General features: G+C 35.3%; 26 protein-coding genes and 2 pseudogenes. All 28 read left to right on the top strand.

Annotated features, from left to right (window positions below; all coding sequences use genetic code 11):
• Nucleotides 1-6 precede the first annotated feature (6 nt).
• The 28 genes and pseudogenes from BUC45_RS11605 (at nucleotide 7) to fliY (ending at nucleotide 25,336) form a co-directional block, all read left to right on the top strand.
• Nucleotides 7-1,554 carry a YifB family Mg chelatase-like AAA ATPase gene (locus BUC45_RS11605; RefSeq protein WP_296972513.1) on the top strand — a complete coding sequence of 516 codons (1,548 nt, stop codon included), beginning with the start codon at nucleotides 7-9 and terminating at the stop codon, nucleotides 1,552-1,554.
• 21 nt (nucleotides 1,555-1,575) lie between these two features.
• A pseudogene (gene cobO, locus BUC45_RS11600) lies at nucleotides 1,576-2,112 on the top strand (cob(I)yrinic acid a,c-diamide adenosyltransferase); the annotation flags it as partial.
• A 14-nt stretch (nucleotides 2,113-2,126) separates the two neighbouring features.
• Entirely contained in the window at nucleotides 2,127-3,221 is a 1,095-nt protein-coding gene (dprA, locus tag BUC45_RS11595) for a DNA-processing protein DprA (RefSeq protein WP_296972511.1), read from the top strand.
• Nucleotides 3,222-3,298: 77 nt separating this feature from the next.
• Nucleotides 3,299-5,371, top strand: a complete 2,073-nt coding sequence (gene topA / locus BUC45_RS11590) for a type I DNA topoisomerase (protein WP_296972508.1) — start codon at nucleotides 3,299-3,301, stop codon at nucleotides 5,369-5,371.
• Nucleotides 5,372-5,389: 18 nt separating this feature from the next.
• Nucleotides 5,390-6,730, top strand: coding sequence for an FADH(2)-oxidizing methylenetetrahydrofolate--tRNA-(uracil(54)-C(5))-methyltransferase TrmFO (trmFO, locus tag BUC45_RS11585; RefSeq protein ID WP_296972507.1), 1,341 nt, complete (start codon nucleotides 5,390-5,392; stop codon nucleotides 6,728-6,730).
• Nucleotides 6,731-6,806: 76 nt separating this feature from the next.
• Entirely contained in the window at nucleotides 6,807-7,709 is a 903-nt protein-coding gene (gene xerC / locus BUC45_RS11580; RefSeq protein ID WP_296972504.1) for a tyrosine recombinase XerC, read from the top strand.
• Between the two features lie 21 nt (nucleotides 7,710-7,730).
• Nucleotides 7,731-8,261, top strand: coding sequence for an ATP-dependent protease subunit HslV (gene hslV, locus BUC45_RS11575; protein WP_296972502.1), 531 nt, complete (start codon nucleotides 7,731-7,733; stop codon nucleotides 8,259-8,261).
• A 13-nt stretch (nucleotides 8,262-8,274) separates the two neighbouring features.
• Nucleotides 8,275-9,671: pseudogene (hslU, locus tag BUC45_RS12085) on the top strand (ATP-dependent protease ATPase subunit HslU).
• Between the two features lie 44 nt (nucleotides 9,672-9,715).
• Nucleotides 9,716-10,501, top strand: a complete 786-nt coding sequence (codY, locus tag BUC45_RS11560; RefSeq protein ID WP_296972497.1) for a GTP-sensing pleiotropic transcriptional regulator CodY — start codon at nucleotides 9,716-9,718, stop codon at nucleotides 10,499-10,501.
• 393 nt (nucleotides 10,502-10,894) lie between these two features.
• Nucleotides 10,895-11,299 carry a flagellar basal body rod protein FlgB gene (flgB, locus tag BUC45_RS11555; RefSeq protein WP_296972495.1) on the top strand — a complete coding sequence of 135 codons (405 nt, stop codon included), beginning with the start codon at nucleotides 10,895-10,897 and terminating at the stop codon, nucleotides 11,297-11,299.
• A gap of 3 nt (nucleotides 11,300-11,302) precedes the next feature.
• Nucleotides 11,303-11,734 (top strand): flagellar basal body rod protein FlgC, encoded by a 432-nt coding sequence (flgC, locus tag BUC45_RS11550; RefSeq protein WP_296972494.1) that lies wholly within the window; start codon nucleotides 11,303-11,305, stop codon nucleotides 11,732-11,734.
• A gap of 22 nt (nucleotides 11,735-11,756) precedes the next feature.
• A complete protein-coding gene (fliE, locus tag BUC45_RS11545; RefSeq protein WP_296972491.1) occupies nucleotides 11,757-12,044 on the top strand; it encodes a flagellar hook-basal body complex protein FliE in 288 nt (95 codons plus the stop codon).
• Nucleotides 12,045-12,064: 20 nt separating this feature from the next.
• Entirely contained in the window at nucleotides 12,065-13,624 is a 1,560-nt protein-coding gene (fliF, locus tag BUC45_RS11540; RefSeq protein WP_296972488.1) for a flagellar basal-body MS-ring/collar protein FliF, read from the top strand.
• A 12-nt stretch (nucleotides 13,625-13,636) separates the two neighbouring features.
• Nucleotides 13,637-14,647, top strand: a complete 1,011-nt coding sequence (fliG, locus tag BUC45_RS11535) for a flagellar motor switch protein FliG (RefSeq protein ID WP_013778289.1) — start codon at nucleotides 13,637-13,639, stop codon at nucleotides 14,645-14,647.
• Nucleotides 14,631-15,392, top strand: a complete 762-nt coding sequence (locus BUC45_RS11530) for a FliH/SctL family protein (protein WP_296972484.1) — start codon at nucleotides 14,631-14,633, stop codon at nucleotides 15,390-15,392. Before fliG ends, BUC45_RS11530 begins: the two co-directional genes overlap by 17 nt.
• Nucleotides 15,382-16,710 carry a flagellar protein export ATPase FliI gene (gene fliI / locus BUC45_RS11525; protein ID WP_296972482.1) on the top strand — a complete coding sequence of 443 codons (1,329 nt, stop codon included), beginning with the start codon at nucleotides 15,382-15,384 and terminating at the stop codon, nucleotides 16,708-16,710. The genes BUC45_RS11530 and fliI overlap by 11 nt, the downstream gene beginning before the upstream one ends.
• A complete protein-coding gene (fliJ, locus tag BUC45_RS11520; protein ID WP_296972478.1) occupies nucleotides 16,707-17,177 on the top strand; it encodes a flagellar export protein FliJ in 471 nt (156 codons plus the stop codon). The genes fliI and fliJ overlap by 4 nt, the downstream gene beginning before the upstream one ends.
• Nucleotides 17,161-17,724 carry a magnesium transporter MgtE gene (locus BUC45_RS11515; protein ID WP_296972476.1) on the top strand — a complete coding sequence of 188 codons (564 nt, stop codon included), beginning with the start codon at nucleotides 17,161-17,163 and terminating at the stop codon, nucleotides 17,722-17,724. The genes fliJ and BUC45_RS11515 overlap by 17 nt, the downstream gene beginning before the upstream one ends.
• A gap of 34 nt (nucleotides 17,725-17,758) precedes the next feature.
• Entirely contained in the window at nucleotides 17,759-19,087 is a 1,329-nt protein-coding gene (locus BUC45_RS11510) for a flagellar hook-length control protein FliK (RefSeq protein WP_296972474.1), read from the top strand.
• 12 nt (nucleotides 19,088-19,099) lie between these two features.
• Nucleotides 19,100-19,486: a flagellar hook capping FlgD N-terminal domain-containing protein gene (locus BUC45_RS11505; protein WP_296972473.1), complete on the top strand. Its 387-nt coding sequence runs from the start codon at nucleotides 19,100-19,102 to the stop codon at nucleotides 19,484-19,486.
• 15 nt (nucleotides 19,487-19,501) lie between these two features.
• Nucleotides 19,502-19,885: a TIGR02530 family flagellar biosynthesis protein gene (locus tag BUC45_RS11500; RefSeq protein WP_013778296.1), complete on the top strand. Its 384-nt coding sequence runs from the start codon at nucleotides 19,502-19,504 to the stop codon at nucleotides 19,883-19,885.
• A gap of 71 nt (nucleotides 19,886-19,956) precedes the next feature.
• On the top strand, nucleotides 19,957-21,207 hold the full coding sequence (locus BUC45_RS11495) for a flagellar hook protein FlgE (RefSeq protein ID WP_296972472.1): 1,251 nt from the start codon (nucleotides 19,957-19,959) through the stop codon (nucleotides 21,205-21,207).
• A 60-nt stretch (nucleotides 21,208-21,267) separates the two neighbouring features.
• Nucleotides 21,268-21,453, top strand: coding sequence for a flagellar FlbD family protein (locus tag BUC45_RS11490; protein ID WP_366750261.1), 186 nt, complete (start codon nucleotides 21,268-21,270; stop codon nucleotides 21,451-21,453).
• Nucleotides 21,454-21,488: 35 nt separating this feature from the next.
• Entirely contained in the window at nucleotides 21,489-22,286 is a 798-nt protein-coding gene (locus BUC45_RS11485) for a motility protein A (RefSeq protein WP_296972466.1), read from the top strand.
• A complete protein-coding gene (locus BUC45_RS11480) occupies nucleotides 22,270-23,022 on the top strand; it encodes an OmpA family protein (RefSeq protein ID WP_296972574.1) in 753 nt (250 codons plus the stop codon). The genes BUC45_RS11485 and BUC45_RS11480 overlap by 17 nt, the downstream gene beginning before the upstream one ends.
• A gap of 14 nt (nucleotides 23,023-23,036) precedes the next feature.
• Nucleotides 23,037-23,501 carry a flagellar basal body-associated FliL family protein gene (locus tag BUC45_RS11475; protein ID WP_296972465.1) on the top strand — a complete coding sequence of 155 codons (465 nt, stop codon included), beginning with the start codon at nucleotides 23,037-23,039 and terminating at the stop codon, nucleotides 23,499-23,501.
• A gap of 19 nt (nucleotides 23,502-23,520) precedes the next feature.
• Nucleotides 23,521-24,516: a flagellar motor switch protein FliM gene (fliM, locus tag BUC45_RS11470; RefSeq protein WP_296972463.1), complete on the top strand. Its 996-nt coding sequence runs from the start codon at nucleotides 23,521-23,523 to the stop codon at nucleotides 24,514-24,516.
• Nucleotides 24,509-25,336: a flagellar motor switch phosphatase FliY gene (gene fliY, locus BUC45_RS11465; RefSeq protein WP_296972461.1), complete on the top strand. Its 828-nt coding sequence runs from the start codon at nucleotides 24,509-24,511 to the stop codon at nucleotides 25,334-25,336. Before fliM ends, fliY begins: the two co-directional genes overlap by 8 nt.
• The last annotated feature ends 58 nt before the right edge of the window (nucleotides 25,337-25,394 follow it).

Raw genomic sequence — 25,394 nt, 5'->3', positions numbered from 1 at the left:
GATTTCATGCTAGCCCAGGTGAAAAGCTGCTCTATATATGGACTTGAAAGTTTTTTAGTAGATGTAGAAGTCGATATTTCAAGTGGTCTCCCGGCTTTTGATATAGTTGGGTTACCTGATATTGCCGTCAGAGAGTCAAAAGAACGAGTAAGGGCAGCCATTAAAAATCAAGAATTTAATTTTCCCATAAAAAGGATTACGCTTAATCTTGCACCGGCAGATATAAGGAAAGAAGGACCTCATTTTGATTTGCCTATAGCTCTGGGAATATTGGCAGCTACAGAACAAATGCCTTCTGATACATTAAATGAATATGCAGTGATAGGAGAGCTTTCTTTAGATGGCCGGATAAGACCTGTGAACGGTGTTTTACCTATGGTAATTGCAGTTAAAGAAAGCGGATTAAAGGGTGTTATCGTTCCATGGGAGAATATGGAAGAAGCAGCTGTTATAGATGGTGTGGAAGCAATCGGCGTTAATTCTTTAAAGGATGCGGTTGCTTACTTTAAAGGGGAGTATAAAACAAACAAAATTGTGGATAAAGATTTTTTAAGATGCAAGACGCAGGATAATGATACTGCATTTGATGGAGATTTTTCTGAAGTAAAAGGTCAGGAAAATTTAAAGAGATGCCTTGAAATAGCTGCCGCAGGACACCATAATGTGCTTATGATTGGTCCACCCGGCTCAGGTAAAACTATGATAGCAAGACGTATCCCGACCATTCTTCCCTCAATGACTTTCGAAGAGTCATTAGAACTTACAAAAATTTACAGCATTGCAGGCCTGATTTCTAATCATTCGGGGTTGATTAAGAAAAGACCTTTTAGATTCCCTCATCACACAATTTCTGCTGTGGGAATGGTCGGCGGTGGTCGTATTCCTAAGCCGGGAGAAATCACTTTAGCACACCACGGCGTGCTTTTCCTAGACGAGATTCCGGAATTCCCAAGAGACATACTTGAGCTTTTACGTCAGCCGCTGGAAGATGAAAAGGTTACAATTGCTAGGGCAAATGCAACCATTACATATCCTGCCAAATTTATGATGGTCGGCTCTATGAATCCATGTCAATGTGGATTTTTTGGGGATCCATTTCATGAATGTACTTGTTCGCTGCACCAAATCCAAAAATATCTTTCAAAAATCTCAGGCCCTCTGATGGATAGAATTGATTTACAATTGGAAGTGGCGCCGGTCAAGTTTTCAGATTTAGAAGGCCCTTCGACTACTGATTCGATGACTATTAAAAAGCGGGTTGAAGATGCAAGGCTGATGCAATTGGAGAGATATAAAGAATGCAATATATACTTCAATTCACAACTTACTCCAGCTTTAATGAATAAGCACTGCAAATTAGATAAAAGTGGTAAAATTCTAATGAAAGAAGCATTCAAAAGCATGAAACTAAGTGCTCGAGCTCACAGCAAAATATTGAAGGTTGCTAGAACCATAGCGGATTTAGATGGTAAGCGCTTAATTAAAGAAAGTCATTTAGCAGAAGCTCTTCAATACAGAAATATAGATAAATATTATCAAAATCTTAAAATATAACAAAGTGCTGAAAGGAGGAAAAATTTAATGCAAAATAAAAAAGGATTAGTTTTAGTATATACCGGAGACGGAAAGGGTAAAACTACAGCTTCTTTAGGTCTAGCTTTGCGTGCCGTAGGTCACGGAGAAAAAGTTTATATTATACAATTTATGAAAGGTGATGAAAAATACGGAGAGGTAAAAGCCATAAAACGTTATCTTCCAAACATTGAATTGGTTCAAAAGGGTTTAGACACATTTGTCATAAAAGGAAATCCCAGCTTACAAGATTTAAGTCTGGCTAAAGAAGGTTTAAACCTTGCAAAAAATATTATATCATCCGGAAAATACGATTTGGTTATATTAGATGAGATTAATGTAGCAGTAGATTATGGTTTATTATCGGAACAAGAAGTCCTTAATTTAATAGAGCTGAAACCTGAGCATACAACTATAGTTTTGACTGGTAGATATGCTTCGGATAAAATCTTGGAAAAGGCCGATATGATAAGTGAAGTGCGTGAGATTAAACACCATTACAAACAAGGAATTGCCGCTCAGCCAGGAATAGAATATTAACTTTGGAGGTAATTATGGCGGACAATGCGCTTTTAATAGCTTTAAATGCAATTCCTAAGCTTGGTTCTATTAAGATACAAAGCCTAGCTGAAGAGTTTAAATGCTATGATGATTTTTTAAAAGCTAAGCCTGAAGATTTATTAGAAATACCTGGGATTGGAAAAATAATATGTGAAAAAATAATAGAATACAGGAAAAAAGTTGATCCAAACAGAGAAATAGAACGAGCGAACCAATTAGGAATAAAAATAGTAACTTTATTAGATAAAGAATACCCTGAGTTGCTAAAACAGATCTATGATCCACCTCCAGTTCTTTACACAAAGGGTGAGATAGCTTTTCTACATAACAAATCTATAGCTATAGTTGGATCTAGAAAAGCATCTGCATATGGCAAAAATGTTGCTATGAAGTTTGCAAAAGAATTAGCTTCACTAACCATAAACATAGTTAGCGGTATGGCTCGTGGAATTGACTCATTTGCGCATAAAGGAGCTATTGATGCAGGTGGTCCTACTACAGCGGTTTTTGGCTGCGGAATAGATATTATCTATCCGCCTGAGAATATAAGTTTAATGAAAGAAATATTAAAATGTGGTTGTGTGATTTCTAGTTTTCCTCTAGGGACACCGCCGCAAGCTGTAAATTTCCCTGCGAGGAATCGCATTATCAGTGGATTATCTCTAGGCACTTTAGTAGTAGAAGCTGCTGAAAAAAGTGGCTCGTTAATAACAGCTGACTTTTCATTGGAACAAGGCAGGGAAGTTTTTGCAATTCCCGGCAGTATTTTTAATCCATACAGTCGAGGAACTCATAAGCTAATTAAGCAGGGAGCAAAACTGGTAGAAAGCATTGATGATATATTAGACGAGCTATACTTAGAAAGTCCTAAAAACTCTAATACAAATACAGCAGATAGTGTAAATTTACAAAATCTTAGTGAAACCGAGAAGAGTATTTTAGAAGTAATAGATTATCAACCCATTCAAATTGAGCAAATAATAAACTTATCACTTAGAAATTCACAGGAAGTAAATGCTGTATTGACTTGCCTTGAACTTAAAGGCTGTATATCAGCTCTTCCTGGAGGATATTTTGTTAGAAATTGACTTTTATATTAAAAAGTTATTATAATATGAGAAAGCTATTATCAATGATGGCTATGATGCGTAAAAGGTGATTTTAAATGGCTAAATCTTTAATTATTGTGGAATCTCCAGCAAAAGCAAAAACCCTAAGCAAGTATTTAGGTAAAAATTACAAGATTGAGGCTTCAATGGGTCATATAAAGGACTTACCGAAAAGTCAATTAGGTATAGATATCGAATCAGGATTTATGCCTAAATATATTACGATACGAGGTAAAGGCCCGCTCCTTAACAATTTAAAAAAAGAGGCGGCGAAAGCCGATAAAATATTATTAGCCACTGACCCGGATAGGGAAGGTGAAGCTATTTCCTGGCACTTAGCAAATGCTTTAGACATACCGGAAAGTGAACCATGCCGCATAGAATTTTATGAGATCACAAAAAATGCTGTTTTAGAATCCCTCAAAAATCCCAGAACGATAAATACAGATTTAGTTGAGGCACAGCAAGCCAGAAGAATCTTGGATAGATTAGTGGGGTATAAGATTAGCCCAATATTGTGGAGAAAAGTAAAATGGGGTCTTAGCGCAGGCAGAGTGCAATCAGTTGCTGTTAGAATTATCTGTGACAGAGAAAAGGAAATAAAAGAATTTATTCCTGATGAGTATTGGACTATTGATGCTGATTTAAAAGGCGATAAAGATAAAATTAGAGCTCGCCTTCATTCAAAAAATAATAAGAAAATAAAAATTGAAAATAAAGAACAAGCAGATATGATTCTAGAGGAAATAAAGAATAAAACTTTTGAAGTTGCCGAAATAAAGACTAGTGAAAGAAGGAAGATGCCTCCTCTTACTTTTACAACTAGCAGCATGCAGCAGGAAGCAGCTCGAAAGCTTGGATTTACGGCTAAAAAAACCATGATGATTGCACAGCAATTATATGAGGGCTTGGATATAAAAGGAGAAGGCGCAGTAGGATTAATAACTTATATGAGAACGGATTCTACAAGAGTATCTGAACAAGCTAAGAAGGAAGCGGCAGAATATATAGGGCATAACTATGGTAAGGAATATTTAGGCAGTGGGTATACGGCGCGCAAAAACAATAAAAAAAATGTGCAAGATGCTCATGAAGGTATTAGACCTACATCAGTGCTGAGAACACCTGAAAAAGTAAAAGACTCACTTACAAGGGATCAATATAAGTTGTATAAGCTTATCTGGGATAGATTTGTAAGTAGTCAAATGGCAGCTGCTGTATATGATACAGTATCTGTTAGTATCAGGGCGGGAGAATATATTTTCAAAGTTTCAGGCTCAACTGTCAAATTTCCAGGCTTTATGTTATTATATACAGAAGGTTCTGATGAAGATTCTGAAAAAGATGACAGCAAAATTCCACAATTAAAAAAAGGTCAGGTTCTCAAGTTACTAAAATTAATTCCGGAACAACATTTTACACAACCACCACCCAGATATACTGAAGCTATGTTGGTAAAAGTTCTTGAAGAGAAGGGTATAGGTAGGCCCAGCACTTATGCGCCTACTATTGATGTTATACAAAAACGCGGGTATGTGGAAAAAGAAAAAGGACGTTTTAAACCGACAGAACTAGGAGAAATCGTAGTGCAGATTTTACAAGAATTTTTCAGTGATATAGTGGATATAGATTTCACGGCAGAAATGGAAGAAAAACTGGATAAAATCGAGTCGGGTCATCAGAAACGTCAGGAACTGCTTGAATCATTTTATACTTCTTTTGAAAAAAAGTTAAAAATTGCTGAACAAGAATTAAAAAAGGTTAAAATTGAAGATGAAGTAAGCGATGAAAAGTGCGAGTTTTGTGGAAGAAATATGGTTATAAAGAATGGGAGATACGGCAAATTTTTAGCATGCCCGGGATTTCCAGAGTGCAAAAATACGAAACCTATTATAACCGAAATTGGAGTAAAATGCCCACAATGTGGTGGTAATCTTATAGTAAGAAAATCTAAACGAGGAAGAACTTTTTATGGTTGCTCTAATTATCCCAATTGTAAATTTGTGTCATGGAATAAACCGAGTGATGAACCTTGTCCGAAATGTGGAGCTTTAATGGTAATAAAGAAAACAAAAAATGGAGAACATAAAGTTTGTACTAATAAAGAATGTGGGTATGATTCAAAATAAGATGTATGAGGTGGCCACATGGAACGTGTTAATGTTATAGGAGGTGGTCTAGCCGGATGTGAAGCGGCATGGCACCTGGCACAAAATGGGATTAAAGTGGATCTTTTTGAAATGAGACCGGTTAAAACAACGCCAGCTCATCTTACTGATAAGCTGGCGGAATTGGTATGCAGTAATTCACTCCGTTCCAATGAAATTACCAATGCCGCCGGTTTGTTAAAACAAGAAATGAGGGCCATGGACTCAATTATCATGAAAGTTGCAGATATGACGAGTATTCCTGCCGGTTCTGCCTTGGCTGTAGATAGGGAATTATTTTCCTCAAAAGTAACTGAACTAATAAAAAATCATCCTAATATAGAGCTTCATATAAAAGAAATATGTGAGATACCATCCACCCCTACGATTATTGCTACGGGTCCTCTTACCTCTGAAGGCATGTCGACAGCTCTTGCCAAACTGTTAAAAAAAGAATATCTTTATTTTTATGATGCTGCGGCTCCGATTATTACCAGCGAATCACTTGATTGGGATAAAGCCTTTTGGGGTTCAAGATATAATAAAGGTGAAGCTGATTATGTGAATTTACCATTTACTCATGATGAATATGATACTTTTTACAATGAGCTAATTAATGCAGAAACCTATCCTTTGAAAGAATTCGAAAAACCGATTTTTTTCGAAGGTTGCATGCCTATAGAAGTAATGGCTAAACGTGGGTATAAAACCTTGCTTTTTGGTCCTTTAAAACCTGTGGGCATATTTGATCCTGCTACTGGAAAACAGCCTTATGCTGTTGTGCAATTGAGGAAAGAAAATGCCAAAGGTACATTATTTAATATGGTTGGCTTTCAAACCAGTTTAAAATGGGGGGAACAAAAAAGAGTATTTAGCCTTATTCCCGGAATGAAAAAGGCTGAATTTATACGCTATGGTTTCATACACAGAAATACGTTTATAGCAAGCCCTCTTTATTTAAAACCAACTCTAGAATTTAAGGCTTTACGTGGACTGTTTTTTGCCGGTCAAATAACGGGAGTTGAAGGATATATCGAATCAGCAGCTTCCGGAATTGTTGCAGGAATAAACATGGAAAGGTTTATTAGAAAAGTAGACCCTATTGCTTTACCACTTGAAACCATGACCGGTGCTTTGTTAAATTTTATAACATCTTCTAGTCCTGAAAATTTTCAACCCATGAAAGCAAATTTTGGTATTTTACCTCCATTGCAAAATGATATAAAATCAAGTAAATTAAAGAAGAGTCTCTTAAGTCAAAGGGCACTAGATTCAATTAGACAATTTATTGAATATGAAAAAGTTTTTTCAAAAGAAAATAACAAGACAATATATAAATAATTTAGAATTTAATCTTGCATTAATTAAAATGTTATGGTAGTATATTAAATGTTATTAGTTGAGAGGTTTTAGACTTATGGATGAAGCATTGATAGACAGCTTTATAGATTACTTGAGGGCAACGAAAACTGAATCACAAAATACAATTAAAGCTTATAGTGAAGACCTTTCTCAGTTTCTTGAATATTTAAAACAAAAAAAACTATCTGAACCGATTCTCATTAATGCAACTCATTTGCATATTAGAGGCTTTTTAGCATATCTTCAAGAAAAAAAGATTTCAAAAAGAACTACAGCAAGGAAGCTTTCTACACTAAGAAGTTTTTATAAGTATTTAGTAGTTGAGGGTTTTGTCCAAGAAAATATAGCAAAATCAATTAGCACACCCAAGACATCAAAAAAACTTCCACTTTTTTTATATCCTGGAGAGATCGAAGCGCTTCTTTCAGCACCGAAAAATGATGTTTTAGGCATTAGAGATAAAGCAATTATGGAACTTTTATATGCAACTGGAATGAGAGTGGGAGAATTGGTTTTGCTAAAAACTAGCGATATAAATTTCGGTTCTAATTATATAATTGTTTTTGGTAAAGGTTCAAAAGAGCGAGTTGTTTTTTTTGGGCAAAAGGCTGAGGAAAGTTTAGAGAAATATTTAAAAGAGAGTAGGCCATTTTTAATAAAAGATATTAATTACGATAGTTTGTTTCTCAATAAAAATGGGACAGCAATTTCTGCTAGAAGCATTAGGAGAATTATCGATAAATATGTAAAAATTGCTGCACTAAACAGTGAAGTCAGTCCTCATACACTAAGACACACTTTTGCTACGCATATGCTTAATAATGGTGCAGATTTAAAAACGGTTCAAGAGCTATTGGGGCATTCAAGCCTATCTACAACGCAAATTTATACACATGTGACAAAAGAAAGATTGAAGGAAGTATATGATAAAACTTTCCCTCATAATAAAACCAACTGAAGATGTGAAAGGGGATTTAAGATGTTTTCGGCGACAACTATTTTAGCGATGGTGAATGAAAAAGGTGCTGCTATTGCCGGAGACGGACAGGTTACTTTTGGACAAAATACTATAATGAAGCATCATGCAAAAAAAGTAAGGAAAATATATAATGGTGAGGTTTTAGCTGGCTTTGCCGGCTCTGTAGCTGATGCAATTACTCTTTTTGAAAAATATGAAGACAAGCTTGAGGAGACCCATGGTAATCTTGTAAAAGCTGCGGTTGAGCTTGCTAAGGAATGGCGCAAGGATAAAATGTTGCAAAAATTAGAGGCGTTGCTAATTACTGCAGATAAAGAGCATATATTAATTATTTCGGGTAATGGAGAGGTTGTTGAACCGGATGATGGGATAGCAGCTATAGGTTCAGGTGGTTCTTATGCTTTAGCTGCGGCTAGAGCATTAAATCGTTATTCGGACTTGCCGGCAGAAAAAATAGTTGAGGAATCTTTAAAGATAGCATCAGAAATATGTGTTTATACTAATAATTATATTTCCGTTGAGTCTCTGTAGTGAGGTGATGGTCATGGAAAATCTAACACCAAAAAAAATTGTAGAAGAGCTTAATAATTACATTGTAGGGCAAGAAGATGCAAAAAAATCGGTTGCTATAGCTCTTAGAAATAGATATAGGCGGCAAATGCTTTCCGATGAGATAAAAGACGAAGTAATTCCCAAAAATATTTTAATGATAGGGCCTACTGGTGTAGGTAAGACAGAAATAGCCAGACGGCTTGCAAAACTTGTAAATGCACCTTTTATAAAAGTTGAAGCAACTAAATTTACTGAAGTAGGCTATGTAGGAAGAGACGTAGATTCTATGGTAAGGGATTTAGTAGAAACATCTATACGAATGGTAAAAAACGAGAAAATAGAGGCTGTTAAAGATAGGGCAGAAGAACTTGCTGATCAAAAAATTGCAGCTATACTATGCCCGATTCCCACAAAAACAGTTTCTGTAAACCCTTTTGAAACAATTTTTGGCAGCTCAAAACAGAATTATTCTACTGATAACGAAGAAATGCATACACAAAAAGTAAAAATTGCAAGAGAAAATCAGAAAGAAATCTTGAAGAAAGTAAAAAATGGAAGTCTAGATAAAGAATTAATAGAAATTGAAATTGAAGATAATTTACCTTCTATGTTTGAAATATTTTCAGCATCTGGTATGGAAGAAATCGGAATTAACTTTCAAGATCTGTTTGAAGGCCTTTTTCCTAAGCGCAAAAAAAGTGTACTGTCACCATCGAGAATGCACGGCGAATTTTGACCCAAGAGGAAGCACAAAAACTGATAGATATGGATGAGGTAATAAATGAGTCTATTCGGAAAGCTGAGGGTTCAGGTATAATATTTATAGATGAAATAGATAAAATTGCCGGTAAAGAATCCTATGGTCAGGATGTTTCCAGAGAAGGTGTTCAAAGAGATATATTACCAATTATAGAAGGCTCTACCGTTGTTACAAAATATGGCCCCATAAAGACCGATCATATATTATTTATAGCTGCAGGAGCTTTTCATGTATCAAAGCCATCTGATTTGATACCTGAGCTTCAAGGCCGTTTTCCTATTCGAGTAGAGCTGAAAAGTTTGACTGAAGAGGATTTAAAAAAGATTTTAACAGAGCCTAAAAATTCATTAATTAAGCAATATACTGCATTGCTTGAAACCGAAGGTATAAAAATTAGTTTTTCCGAAGATGCTATTGATGAAATAGTAAAAGTGGCAGTACATGTCAATCATGAATCTGAAAACATAGGAGCAAGACGACTTCATACAATTATGGAAAAATTACTTGAGGATATTTCTTTCAATGCACCTGATTTATTGCAAAGTCAAATAATAATCGATAGAGATTATGTCGATCAAAAGTTAAAAAATATTGTCAAAGACAAAGACCTCAGTATGTATATTTTATAAAAAAACATAAAAGTAAAAGGTATTAAAAATTAGGAGGAATTTAAATGAGTGAAAGCTTATTAGAAAAAACAAGAAGGATTAACAAACTTTTACAGAGATCGGCGGGATATCCCGTAGATTTCAATGATGTATGCAAAACACTAGGTGAGGTATTATCATCAAACACATATGTAGCCAGTCGTAAGGGTAAAATATTGGGATACCATCTATTAGAAGACTATGAATGTGATACCGTTGAAGAACAGATTTTAGAAGAGAAAATGCTTCCTAAAGAATATAACGACAAGCTGCTGGATATTCATGAAACAAAACCCAATATAACGAAGGATTCCCCTGAAGCTATATTCTTTAATGAGACAGATGATTCAGGCCCCGATAAATTCATGACGATAGTTCCTATCAATGGTGGTGGAGAAAGGCTTGGTACATTGGTGCTGTCTAGATTTAAAAAAGAATTTGCCGAAGAAGACTTAGTACTAGCTGAATACAGTGCAACTGTAGTAGGAATGGAAATACTCAGATCAAAAAGCGATGAAATAGAAGAAGAGGCCAGAAAAAAAGCAGTAGTTCAGTTAGCTATAGGAACCTTATCTTTTTCGGAGTTAGAAGCAGTTGAACACATTTTTGAAGAATTAGATGGCAATGAAGGACTTTTAGTTGCTAGCAAAATAGCTGATAGAGTAGGAATTACAAGGTCAGTAATTGTAAATGCACTAAGAAAACTTGAAAGTGCTGGAGTTATTGAATCTCGCTCGCTTGGCATGAAAGGTACTTACATAAAAATCCTAAATGATAAACTCTTGGAGGAATTAAAAAAGGTAAGAGGCTAGGTGAATAATTTCTTAGTCAAACAACAGGCTTTTTAAGTATTTATGAATATTTAAGACTCTAAATAAAAAAAGCAGCAATTGCTGCTTTTTTTATTTAGAAGGCAGGGTTTTGTTGTTTTATGTCAAATATTAAATGTAACAGAATTGATTGCTTAGTTTTTTTACAAAAAATAGAAAAAACACCTTTGTATTTAATATTTTAAGGAGGATTTTGCCGATTTTTGTCTAATATATATTGATAATAAACAATAAATTCCATAATAACCAAAAAACATATATTTTATATTTCACAAGTAACTTATTTATACTTTAGATAGTGATAAGTGATATTACATAAACAAGTAAGAATTTCGTAAAAAGTAAATGAAAGTAAATCTAGGAAGGTGGTAAGACTTGACTGACTTATTTAGCAATATAAATAAGATGGAGAAATTATTAGATGTAAAATTAAAGAGGCACGAGTTAATTTCCAATAATTTAGCTAACGTTGATACACCTGGCTACAAAAGAATGGATATATCTTTTGAGGAAATACTGATGAATGACTTGAATAAGCGTACTATCCCACTTACTACTACAAATGATAAACATATCGAGATAAAAAAACAGTTAGAGGATATAAAGCCGAAAATATACCGTCAGGAAGACCGTAGTTTTAGGAATGATGAAAATAATGTAGATATTGACAAGGAAATGGTGGAAATGATAAAAAATAATTTTTCCTATAATATTATATCTGATCAGATCCAAACAAACCTTAAAATTCTTCAAACTGCTATTAGTGAAGGGAGGAAGTAGGTTATGGGATTTTTTAATTCCTTGGATGTCAGTGCTTCAGGCCTGACTGCGCAGAGGCTTAGACTTGACACGATCTCGAACAATATTGCTAATGCAAATACAACCCGAACTGAAGAAGGAGGTCCCTTTCAAAGAGAAAGAGTTGTCTTTCAAGAACGTAATACAGCTACTTCTTTTTCAAATTACCTTAATCAGCAAAAACCTGCAGGAGTAAAGGTGGTAGCAATAGAGAAAGATACTGCACCGTTTAAGGCTTTATATGATCCAACACATCCGGACGCTGATCCATCGGGATATGTGATGCTTCCCAATGTAAATATTGTTACTGAAATGGTAGATATGATATCTGCTGCTAGGAGCTATGAGGCTAATGTAACTGCTATTAATTCAGCAAAAAGCATGATGAGCAAAGCTCTCGAAATTAGTAAGATATAATGGTTCGAAAGGAGACAGACCATTGAAAATAGAAGTTGATAATACAAGAGATATAAATAACAATTTCGGGGCATTAAAGACTCAAGGGGATAAATCATTTGGCAAAATATTTAGTGATGTATTAGAATCGGCGAATACATATCAAAAAGAATATGAATCTCTGCTCAGCCGAGAGGTTTTCAGCGATGAGATTGACCTACATACTGTTCTTATTGCCGGTGAAAAAGCCAAAATTGCACTTGAGCTTACTTTACAAATACGTAATAAAGCCATGGAAGCTTATCAAGAAATTATGAGAATGCAGATATAGTAGTAGGCTAGGTGTAAGCAATGGATTATTTTCAAAAATTAAAGAACCGAGTTGTTGAATTTTGGCAAAGCAGGGATAGGGCACAAAAAGTAAAGATTATAGTTTCTGTGACAGCTGTTATTGTAATTTTAAGCATAATGTTATACCTTATAAGTCGACCAAAATATGTACCGCTTTATACAAATCTGGATATAAAAGATGCCGGAGAAATAGTAAAGAAACTTGAAGATTTAAATGTCCCATACGAGCTTGAAGACGGAGGAAAAACCATATTAGTAGATCCTGAACAAAAATATAAGACTAGGTTAACATTGGCGCAGGAAGGTTTGCCTAAAAGCAATTCGTCTGGATTTGACGAAATGTTCAATAAAACACGGCTTGGCACTACCGACTGGGAAAGACAGGTACAATACAACCAAGCACTACAAGGGGAACTTACTAAGGCCATAGAGATGATGGAGTCAGTTGAATCGGCTAGAGTGTATATTGTCCAACAGGAAAAATCTTTGTTCATAGAACCGGACTCGAATCATGAACCATCGGCCGCGATTTTCCTGGAGGTTAAACCCGGCGCTCAGATAACTAAAGAAGAAATAATGGGCATAATTAATCTTGTTACTTACTCGGTAAAAAATATGAAACAAGAAAATGTAGTGGTTGTGGATCAATACGGCAAAACACTTTCCAATACAGCTCTTTCACAATCTGAAGATAATGAAGAACTAATAAATAATCAGCTGGTTATTCAAGATAATTTTCAAAATCAGCTTCAAGCTAGTGTCCAGTCATTACTTGAGCAAATCTTTGGTCCAGGCAATGTAGCTGTGAGAGTTAATGCCAAACTTAATTTTGACAAAAAGATTGTACAAAACAAGCTATTTGCTCCTGTTAATGAAGAAACCGGCGAGGGAATAGTTAGAAGCATTCAAGAATTAAAGGAGCATTTCAGCGGCACAGGTGGTGCCTATGGAGGAACTCCCGGAGTCGACTCAAATGTACCTGGATATAACCAGACTCAAACCGGTGAGTCGGAACAGCAAAGGTCAGAAGTTATAAGAAACTTTGAGATAAACGAAACTAACGAAAATCTTACGGTAGCGCCCGGAGCTGTTGACAAACTAACTGTTTCAGTAGTTATAAATCAGGAATTAAATAATACTGAGAAAGATTCGATTATCCAAGTGGTGGGCAATGCTATTGGTTATAATCCTGATAGAGATCAGATTTCCGTAGAAGGTATGGAGTTTAAAAATGATATGGCTAAGTTTTTTGCGGATGAAATGGCACGTCAGCAAAAAGAAAAGGCACGCATGAGGAATATTAAAATAGCTGGACTTATTTTATCAATTATTTTGGCATTTATCATAATTCGAGCGATCTTAAATCGGAGGAAAGCAATAAGTGAAGAAGAAATGATTTCCGATGAGATGTTAGCAATGCAGCAGGCAGCAGCTACTCAAACGCAGGACGAATCACAAGAGGTTAAAGAGAGTAGTTTTTATGATAAAATAGAGAAACTTGCACGTAGAAAACCTGAGGAAGTTGCCAAGGTGCTTAAAACCTGGCTCAAAGAAGATTAGAGGTGTATTTTCATGGCACAGCAAACTAAATTAACAAGTAAGCAGAAAGCAGCTATTTTAATAGTTTCTTTGGGCCCGGAAATAGCCGCCAATGTCTATCGATTTTTAAACGAAGAAGATATTGAGCAGCTAACGCTTGAAATAGCCAATATGAGAAAAATATCCAATGAAGAAAAAAACGAAGTAATGGAAGAATTCTATCAAATGTTACTTGCTCAAAACTTCATAACAGAAGGTGGAATAGATTACGCAAAAGAGGTGCTGGAGAAAGCCTTAGGTACTCAAAAAGCTCTCGAAATTATTAACCGTCTTACATCAACACTCCAGGTTAGACCTTTTGACTTTGTTAGAAAGGCTGATCCATCTCAATTGATGAACTTTTTACAGAATGAGAACTCTCAAACCATAGCTCTTATAATGACATACTTAGATCCTGAACAAGCTGCTTCCTTTCTTTCATCATTACCACCTGAAAAGCAAGTAGATATTGCACGGCGCGTGGCTACCATGGATAGAACTTCGCCTGATATAATTATGGAAGTTGAAAGGGTTTTAGAAAGGCAGATAGCTTCAGTTGTAACCGAGGATTATACAAATGTAGGGGGAATTCAGGCTGTTGTCAATATTTTAAATAATGTGGACAGAGGAACGGAAAAGAATATTATTGAAGCACTGGAAACCGATAATCCAGATTTAGCTGAGGAAATACGACGTCGTATGTTTGTATTCGAAGATATTCTTGCTTTGGACAATCGTGCGATACAGCGTACTCTTCGCGAAGTTGATAATCGTGATTTAACGTTGGCATTAAAAGGAGCTAGTGAGGAAGTCAAAAAGAGAATCTTTGAGAATATGTCTAAACGTCAAGCTGAAATGGTAAATGAGGATATGGAATACATGGGACCTGTTAGATTAAGAGATGTGGAAGAGGCTCAACAGAAAATTGTAAATATTATTAGAAAATTAGAAGATGCAGGTGAAATCGTCATTTCTCGCGGCGGAGGTGATGAAATCATTGTCTAATGTTTTTAAACGGGTTGCATTTGAGAAAGAAAATCCTATAAAGCTTAAAGAATATTATTTGACTACTAAAAAAAACAATAAAGAAATTATAAACAGGTCTGATCTAACTTATGAAAAACTTTATGACGATAAAGCAAAGCAATTGTTGGACGAAGCTTTCTTGGAAGCTCGAGAAATTATTGAAAAATCAAAAGCAGAAGCAGCAGAGCTTATTTCTAGAGCTAATGCAGAAAAAGAAAAAATTGAGGGAGATGCTTTTGATAAAGGATATAAGGAAGGCATTGAAACTGCTATAAAAGATCAGCAAGTAAAATGGGATAAACATATAAAAGAATTGACCCAAACCTTAAAAGAACTTAATAAACAGAACGATTCGTATAGGGAATATCTTGAAAAAGAATGTTTAAAATTATCACTAGCTGTTGCAGAAAAGGTATTATGTAAAAAAATTCAGGAGAACGATAATACCTATTTCTTGGATTTAATTAGAACGGGCATGGAAAAAGCAGGTGAAGAAAAGGATATTTTAATTCGTGTTTCAGAAAATGATTTTGAGAGAGTAAAGCATATGACTGCAGATTTAAAAGATGAACTTAAAAAAATCACCATAATAAAAGACCCCTTTTTATCCTCGGGTGATTGTATCATAGAGGGACCGCATTTTGAGATTGATGCCGGAGTTCATACTCAAATAGAAAATATCAGGTTAGCATTAAGAGAATTGGAAGTAATAGATGATGTATGAAAATAATTTTGACTATGTCTATTCTCTTTTAGATGATATAGTGACTATAAAACCAAAAGGCAGGATATCCAAAATTGTTGGGCTTACGATTGAATCTGAAGGTCCTCCTGCAGAGTTAGGCGAGATTTGTATAATAAAATCTCCTAAAAATCCAAAGGCGATTTTTTCAGAAGTGGTCGGTTTTCGCGATAAAATTGTGATTTTGATGCCATTAGGTGACATGGAAGACCTAGGTCCTGGGTGGGATGTTGAAGCTACAGGGAAAAAATTGACAACTCCCGTAGGCAATGAGCTTTTAGGAAGAGTGCTGGATGGCTTGGGAAATCCTATTGATGACAAAGGGCCTTTAAAGGCAAAATTGCGTTATCCGGTTTCCAATAATCCACCTAATCCAGTTGAACGCCCAATAATTAGTGAGCCGCTTCCCGTCGGAGTTAGGGCTATTGATGCATTATTAACCTGTGGTATAGGCCAAAGACTTGGAATTTTTGCAGGAAGCGGTGTAGGGAAAAGTACACTTTTAGGTATGATTGCCCGAAATACAAAGGCTGATGTTAATGTGATAGCTTTGGTTGGTGAAAGGGGAAGGGAATTAAACTCTTTTATAACAAAAGACTTGGGAGAAGAAGGTGTAAAAAGGTCTGTCATAGTAGTAGCTACTTCTGATAAGCCACCCTTGGTAAGGACTCGGGCAGCCTTTACTGCAACTGCCATAGCGGAATATTTCAGGGACCAGGGAGCAAATGTTTTATTAATGATGGACTCAATAACAAGATTTGCTATGGCCCAGAGGGAGGTTGGCTTAGCAGCAGGTGAACCTCCAGTGACCAGAGGATATACTCCTTCGGTTTATGCAATACTTCCCAAACTTTTGGAAAGGGCGGGAACATCTGCGAAGGGTTCAATAACCGGGATTTATACGGTTTTAGTAGATGGCGATGATTTGAATGAACCTATATCAGATGCGGTTCGCGGCATTTTAGATGGTCATATAGTTTTGTCAAGGGAACTTGCAAATAAAAATCATTATCCCGCTATAGATGTAATGGCAAGCATAAGTAGGCTTATGAATGATATTGTTACTCCAAATCATCGGAAACTGGCAGGTAGAGTAAAAAACATACTTTCAGTTTATAAAGAAGCAGAAGATCTTATAAACATAGGGGCATATGTAAAAGGCAACAATCCTCAGATTGATGAGTCGATAAAGTATATCGATAAAATAGAAAAGTTCTTGAAACAGGAAGTAGAAGAAAAGATAGAGTTTGAACAGACCATAAGCGCATTAGAAAGAATATTTGAGGATGAAGAATTATGAAGAAGTTTTACTTTAGATTAGAGACTCCTTTAAGAATAAAACAACTTAAAGAAAAAATGGAAAAACAAAGACTTGCTGAGGCGGTTATTAAAAGAAATAAAGAGGAAAAGCATTTGGTTCAATTGGAATTATCAAAAAAAAAGGTATGGGAGGGGATTGAAAAAAAACTATCTGATTCAGTTGAAACAAGGCTTTTATCAGACTATAGCATATATGTTTCTCATATGACATCCCAAATTGATGCGCAAAAGATAGCCGTTAAACAAGCTCATGATATTTATGAAAAAAGGAGACTTTCCTATTTAGCTCATAGACGCGAAAAGCAAATCTTCGAAAAAATTAAAGAAAAAAAATATATTGACTACAATAAAAGAGTAAATAATGAAGAACAAAAAATTAGTGACGAGGTCGCTAATATAAATTATAGTCGTTTAGAGAGGAATACACCTGATGAAGAATATTTTTAGCGGCAAAACTATTATCATAATTGGAATAATAATAGCTTTAATTATTGCAGCTGTTTGCTTTTTTTGCTTTAAATTCTATGATTTAGATAGATTACATCCCTCGGTCAAAGCTGTTTTTTCCAAGATTCCCATTTTGAAAAATAAAGTATCTCTTGAACAATTTAGTGAAATACCAGAAGATGAGAAAACAATTGAAGAGGAAAAAGAGAGAATAGAAGACGAATGGTTAGAAATAGAAAAACAAAAGCAGGAAATAAAAAACAAAGAATCAGAGCTGCTTAAAAAACAGGCTGAGCTTGAGGCTTTAGAGCAGGAACTTGAGGTCGCCAAGGGAAAACAAGAAACGCAGATAAAAAATATTAAAGACTTAGCTCAGTATTATGAACTGATGGAAGCAAGAAGTGCTGCTAAGATTTTAGAAAATATAGAAGATGATTTCTTAATACAGCTATTTCAGAACATGAAAAAAGAAACAGTTTCTGAAATCTTATCAAACCTTGATCCACAAAAAGCCGCTTCAATTACTGAAAAAATGAGCGGCTTATAAATAAAACTATTATTATGGAAAGGGGGTGATAAACATGGAAATGGCATTGCAAGCTTTTGAAGTGGCGTGTGACTCGGTTAATAACTTCAATGAAAAGAAACCAAATATCGGTAAAAACTCAAAAAGCTTTGAAGATCATCTCGAAGGTATAAGAAAAATAATTGAAAAAGACTTGAATACTGATGATAAGGATAGCAAGATGCAAGAAAACAGTGCTTTTTTGATACAGCTATTAAATCTATTAAATATCAATGTTCAAATTGAGGATTTACAAGCAGCAGTCAACGGCCAATTGCAAGATGCAGATATAAATCTTAATGCAGATTTGGCTAACCTTTATACTAATACGGAGTTTCACCAAAATAAGTTAATTCAATGCTGGCAAGAAATATTGCAGGAATTCAGTATAAACGGTGATGTGACCCAAGATACTGCCGAAATATTCTATTTGGCAATGAAAAAGGCTTTTCCAACAAATATGCTGGAAATAGATTCAAAAGAAATACATGTTTTGCTCAACGAAATACTTACAAATACTAAGCCGGAAATAGAGCAAACCGAAGACCTCACAAGGTATGGTAATGGTGACAAGCTTATCGGGGAGTATAATTCATCAACGACTAATTTATTAGTCCAGGACAAGCATGAAAAGAGTAGTCTTGAAAAGTTCGATATTCACAATTTAATAGATAAAGAAGAAAACAGTTCACCTACTACTTACACCAGGGATAATAATGTTGAAAAAGTTTTTGGAGATGAACATGGTTTAAACAACGATTTACGAAACAATCAGATTATATATGATGATAAAAACATGGCAGAATCACTATATTTGGATGCTGCTAACACATATGTAAAGGAATCAGTCGCTGTTTCGCAAAATGATAAAATTAGTCCAACTTTATTTTCCGCGGAAAACAGCCAAACCACCGAAATATTAAATCAATTGGTGGACAAGATGCATTTTGCTTTAGAAGGCGAAACCCAACAGGTGAGCATCAGGCTGAAACCGGATTATCTTGGTAATGTATTAATCAAAGTATTCACAGATAAAGATAAGTTGAAAGCAGAGCTTTTTGTAGAAAATACACAAGTAAGAGATATACTAAAACTCCATGCTATTGACTTTCAACATCAAATTAAGCAACAAGGATATAGTGTTTCGGAAATAAATGTATATAAGTTGTCGGATGAATTGGAAATGGGAGCATTCAATCAGCAGTCAAATAGCAACAGCAGTTATAATAAATCCAAAGGCGTACGAAATATTTTTAACAAACAAGAAACAGAAAATCGAGAGGTTCTGTTACAGGACTACTATGACCAATGGGGAAATGTCAGCAGAATAAACTATAAAGTATGAGGATGTGATATCGTGTCTATAATCAATACTGACTATTATTACACCGCAAACCAAGAGCAGAAACTTGGAACAACAAATTTGGATAAAGATGACTTTCTAAAGCTTCTGGTTACCCAATTGAGGTATCAAGACCCGTTAGAGCCTATGGACAACAATGAGTATATCGCTCAATTAGCTCAATTTAGTTCCTTAGAGCAAATGCAAAATCTTAATATGCAAATGGCCAGCCTTTCCGCTATAAGCACAATAGGTAAAACAGCAAAAGCTGTAGTTGAGCAAAATGAAGTTGAAGGCACTATAAAGGGGATTGCCTTTGATAGAGGAAGCGTAAACTTGATAATTAGCAATGAAGATAGTGAAGTAAAGATACCTATTGAAAATGTAGCTGAGATAAGATAAAAGAGGTGGGGGCATATGCAGGATTATTCTAAAATACAATCCGGGAAGAATATTGGTATTTCACCGATTTCAACAGGGGTAAAAAAGCTACAAACGATTCCTGAAAAAGGCTTTGATCAAATTCTTCAGCAAAAGATAGAAGATAAAGAACTTAAAATATCGCAGCATGCTCAAATGCGTATGAATATGCGAAACATCAAGTTAACAAAAGATCAAAAGGAAATGATTAATAATGCGGTAGATAAAGCTGAGCAAAAGGGTGTAAGAGAATCGCTCATATTAATGAATGATATGGCTTTTGTTGTTAGTATAAAAAATCGAACAGTAATTACAGCTATGAATGGAGACAGCGTAAAAGAGAATGTGTTTACAAATATAGACGGTGCCGTAATTTTATAAGCCGGACCGTAAGGAGGCTTAAGCTCCGGACTGACTGAAGGAGTAGGCGCCAAAAATAAGGAGGAGTTTTTATGATGCGGTCAATGTTTTCTGGGGTAACCGGCCTAAGAAATCATCAAGTCAAGATGGACGTTATAGGAAATAACATTGCAAATGTCAATACAGTCGGATTTAAAAAAAGCAGAGTTACATTCCAGGATACTTTAAGTCAAACTATGCGCGGAGCTGCGTCACCCCAAGGAAATCGCGGCGGTACTAATCCAATGCAAGTAGGACTAGGCATGACAATTGCATCGATTGATACCATACATTCATCAAGCAGTGCTGAATATACCGGTAACATGACTGATTTATCCATTGAAGGCGACGGATACTTTATTGTTGGTGACGGCCTTGATATGTTCTATACTAGAGCGGGAAACTTTGGGTTTGACGAGAACGGCAATCTAATAAATACCGCTAACGGACTTAAAGTCATGGGCTGGCAGGATACGGAAAAACATGAAGTTCCAGCAGATAAGTCACCACAGTCAATTGGAAGCATAGAAATCAGGAAAGGCATGATGATACCTGCGTCACCTACGACTGAAATCCGTTTTGGAAAGAATCTCAATGCAGAAACAGAAAATAATGGGACATATTCGCTACCATTTAAAGTATACGATTCTCTGGGATGTGCTCATAACTTAACAATTGAATTTACTAAAACAAATGCCAATGAATGGGGTTACAAAATAACTCATGCCGACGGAACAGAAACCAATCCGGGTGACAATTCCGGCACTATAACTTTTGAAACAAGTGGAAGCGGTAAATACGATTCTGCTACAGGAGGACCATTGACCATTGCTTTGAACAATGTAAATGGAGCTGCCGATATGTCAATTAGTATAGATTTTTCTGGTACTACACAATATGCCAAGGAAACAAATGTTGATCTTTCCTATCAAAACGGATACCCCGCAGGAACTCTGACGGATGTTACCACTGATACTACAGGGGTTATAACCGGCATCTTTGACAATGGTTACAGCAAACAGTTAGCACAAGTAGCTCTTGCAAATTTTGATAACCCAGCAGGTCTGATAAAAGCGGGGCAAAATATGTACCGATACTCGAATAACTCCGGAGAACCGCAGATCGGTGAGAGCGGTACCGGCGGCCGAGGTGCTATTGCGCCTGGGTATTTAGAAATGTCTAATGTAGATCTTTCGGAAGAGTTTACTCAAATGATAATAACCCAAAGAGGCTTTCAAGCTAATTCGCGTATAATTACAACTTCTGATGAAATGCTTCAAGAATTGGTTAATCTCAAGCGGTAGGCAATCATAAAATAACCGGGCTTGATAAAAATCAAGCCCGGAAATGAGGTGTCAAATAATATGATAGAGCTGACCAGGCTAAACGGCACAAAATTTGTTTTAAATGCCGAATTGATTGAAAGTCTAGAATCTACACCAGACACCGTCATAACATTAACCACAGATAAGAAACTTGTAGTATTAGAGAAAAAAGACGAGATTATTAATAAAGTTATACAATACAAAAAGCGTGTTTTTTTGCAGTAAAACTTGTAAAATTTTGAAGGGATGTGCAGCAAAGAATGGATTTAGCTACCATAATCGGTATTATAAGTGGCATTATATTGTTTATGTGGGCCATTTTTATGGGTGGAACATTAATGGCATTCATAGATATCCCTTCTGCTATGATAGTATTTGGAGGTACTATAGCAGCCACATTAGTCAACTATCCTTTCTCAAAATTCACCAGTCTAATGAAAATCATAAGGATTGTATTTACTGAAAAACCTATTGATGCAGGTGATGTAATAAGAACTATTATAAGCCTTGCCGAAACTGCTCGCCGAGAAGGACTGCTTGCACTTGAAGATGCCGCTTATCAGTTAAAAGATGATTTTATGCAAAAAGGTATATTGCTGATTGTCGATGGCACGGATCCCGAGTTGGTAAAAAATATAATGGAAACCGAACTTGCTTTTTTAGAGGAAAGGCACAGCGAAGGGCAAGGAATGCTTGAAACAATGGGTGCGTTAGCACCAGCTTTTGGTCTAATAGGCACAATTATTGGGCTGATAAATATGTTGAAAAACCTGGATAACCCTGATTTAATAGGCCCCGGGATGGCAGTAGCTCTGGTTACTACCTTTTATGGTTCATTAGTTGCTAATTTGTTTTTTATACCTATGGCCGGAAAGCTTAAAGTGCGAAGCCGTGAAGAAATACTCATTAAAGAAGTAATGATAGAAGGCATGCTTTCCATACAAGCCGGTGAAAACCCAAGAATTATTGAGGAAAAACTAAAGGCATTTTTAGCACCTGCTAGTAGAAAGTATGTGAACTCAAATAAAGATATTGAAAGCGGTGAAGATATTGCCTAGCAGCAGACGACGAAGTAATAAAAATGACAAACAAGCAGCAGGTGCTCCTGCATGGATGACTACTTACGGTGATTTAATTACACAAATTCTTATATTCTTTGTGCTGCTGTTTTCACTCTCAAGTGTTGACCAAAAGAAATTTGATATGGCAATGCTTTCGCTGCAAGGTTCATTGGGAATAATTGAAGGTGGTATGACTTTAAGCAAAGGCGATTTTATCGAAGCAGGAGATGTAGGAAGTTTTTTAGTTTCTGCAGAGGAACAAAGAGAATTTGAGTTATTAGAAGAAAAAATTCAGAAAATCATAGATGAAGATAATATAGGTGGTGTCCAGGTTAATTTAGATGAGCGTGGATTAGTCGTAAGATTTGTTGAGGGAGTTTTATTTGATTCTGGAAAAGCGGATATAAGGAATGATGCAAAAGAAATTCTGGATAAACTTGCACCATTGCTTATCGAAAGTCACAGACAAATAAGAATTGAAGGCCATACAGATAATTTACCTATACATACAAGGGAATTTCCCTCAAATTGGGAATTATCAACTGCAAGAGCTGTAAATGTGGTAAAATATATGATAGAAAGACATAACTTGTCTCCATATATTATATCGGCTGCAGGTTATAGTGAGTACAGGCCGATAGCTCCTAATGATTCAGAAAAAAACAGGGCTTTAAATCGACGTGTTGACATTATAATTTTAAAATCCGCATCAGAAGCAGAGGAACCTAAATAAAGGAGGATATAATTTTGGCAACACAGAATAATACAGAAAAAAAGAATAGGAGCAAATTCAAAAACCTGTTAATTATTATTTTGCTTTTATTTATTTTAATGTTGATAACAAGTGGAATAGCCTATTTTGTAGCAAAAAACATAGCCGGAGCCGGTAACAATAAAACAGTTGTAGAACAATCCAAAAGTAACATAACTTATGATGCAGGAGAATTTCTTACAAATTTATCAGATAAAGGATATATAAGATTATCTTTGGTCTACCTATTAAATAGTAAAGATGTAGAAAATGAACTTAAATTAAAAGAAAGTGAAATAAGAGATAGGATTTTTGTAATACTTAGATCTGAAACTTATGATTCAATTAAAGATAGTAAAGGCATGGAGAATTTAAGAAAAAAAATTAAAGAGTCCTTAAACCAAATTCTAAATGATGGAAGTATTGTCGATGTATACTTTACAAGCATCATCGTAAATTAAGTGGGTGGAGGCGGATATATTGTCTGATATACTTTCTCAAAATGAAATAGATGCTCTTCTGTCAGCCCTGTCCACTGGAGAAGTAAAAGCAGAAGAAATTAAAAGCAAAGAATTGGATAAAAAAGTCAAGCCATATGATTTTAAGCGTCCAAATAAATTCTCAAAAGAGCAGCTACACACATTAAGCATGATACACGAAAATTTTGCTCGATTACTGACTACTTATCTTTCTGCACAATTACGGACTGTTGTTCAAATAAATGTATTTTTTGTGGAACAGATGACATATAATGAGTTTATTTTTTCTATACCTAATCCTTCATTGATTGCTGTTGTAGACTTTTCACCATTAAAAGGTGCTGCCATAATGGAGATAAATCCATCCATAGCTTTTTCAATTATCGATAGACTCTTGGGAGGACCGGGAGAATATAGTGGAAAATTACGAGAACCAACAGAAATTGAAACCGGTATTATTGAAAAAGTCTTTAGTAAAATGACCAGAATATTAAGCGATGCATGGAAAGATATTGCAGATATACAAACAACTTTGGAAAAGCTTGAAACAAATTCTCAATTTGTGCAGTTAGTTTCTCCTAATGAAGCAGTTGCCTTAATTACATTTAATGCTAAAGTCGGCAAGAGTGAAGGTATGATTAATATTTGTATACCTCATATTGTATTGGAACCAATAATACCTAAATTGTCTACTAGAATATGGTTGTCTACCAGTAAGCAAGAACAATCAGAGACAACAAAGCAATTAATAACTAATAAAATTTACGATACTAAAACAGAAATTAGAGCGGAGCTCGGTCGAGCTCTTATAACAGTTGGTGAATTTATTAATCTCGCAACCGGAGATGTGATAGCTTTGAATAAAAATATAAGAGATGGCGCAGATATTTACATTAAAGATAAATTGAAATTCTCGGGTTCTATTGGTGTTCACCATAATAAAATGGCAATTAAAATACAAAAAAACTTTGGAGAGGGGGGCGAATTTAATGGATGATCAGTTGCTGTCATCTGAAGAAATCAAGGAACTTATGAATGGAGTAACTGAAAATGTTCAAATAACAAAAGAAGAAATGGATGTGCTAGGAGAAATTGGTAATATATCTATTGGAACTTCGGCTACCACATTATATTCTTTACTAAGAAATAAAGTAATTATTACCACTCCAAAAGTATATATTACAAATATCAAAAAATTGAAGGAAGCTTATCCCATACCCTTTATTAGTATTGAAGTTTCCTATACAAAGGGTCTTAATGGCAGCACTTTAATGATTATGAAGGAAGATGATGCGAAAATAATAGCAGATCTTATGATGGGAGGTGACGGAAGTAATATTGATATCGAATTAGATGATATTCGAATGAGTGCCGTTGGAGAAGCAATGAATCAAATGATGGGATCTGCAGCAACTTCATTGTCTATAATGCTCAAAAAAGATATTAATATATCACCTCCGCGTGTGACCAGAATGAATTTAGCTACAGATTCTTTAAAAGGATATTTTGATGAATTTGAAGATATAGTAAATATTTCTTTCAAAATGGAAGTAGGTGATTTTTTAAAAAGTGAGATAATGCAACTGATGCCTATCCCTTTTGCAAAAAGTTTAGCAGAGCAACTCTATTCCCTCTCCTTAAGCGAAACAGATACCAATATAGGTACTGCAAAGGATGAAAAAATTATTGAGGAACCAAAACAAATACATAGTGAACATACTCCAGTTCAAAATATAACAGAACAGGAGACTATTTCAACTATATCTAAAAAAGAACTGTTGTTATTCTGTGATAATGTCATGTTGAATTTATTCTGATAAAATGTCAGGTATGCGAGAGGAGACATTCAACATGACTCAAAAAGAGATAACTCGT

The sequence above is a fragment of the Tepidanaerobacter sp. EBM-38 genome, assembly GCA_001896545.1.
GTDB lineage: Bacteria > Bacillota > Thermosediminibacteria > Thermosediminibacterales > Tepidanaerobacteraceae > Tepidanaerobacter.
Note: the sequence above shows the minus strand (reverse complement) of the source record. Positions and strands in the feature narration are given on the sequence as shown.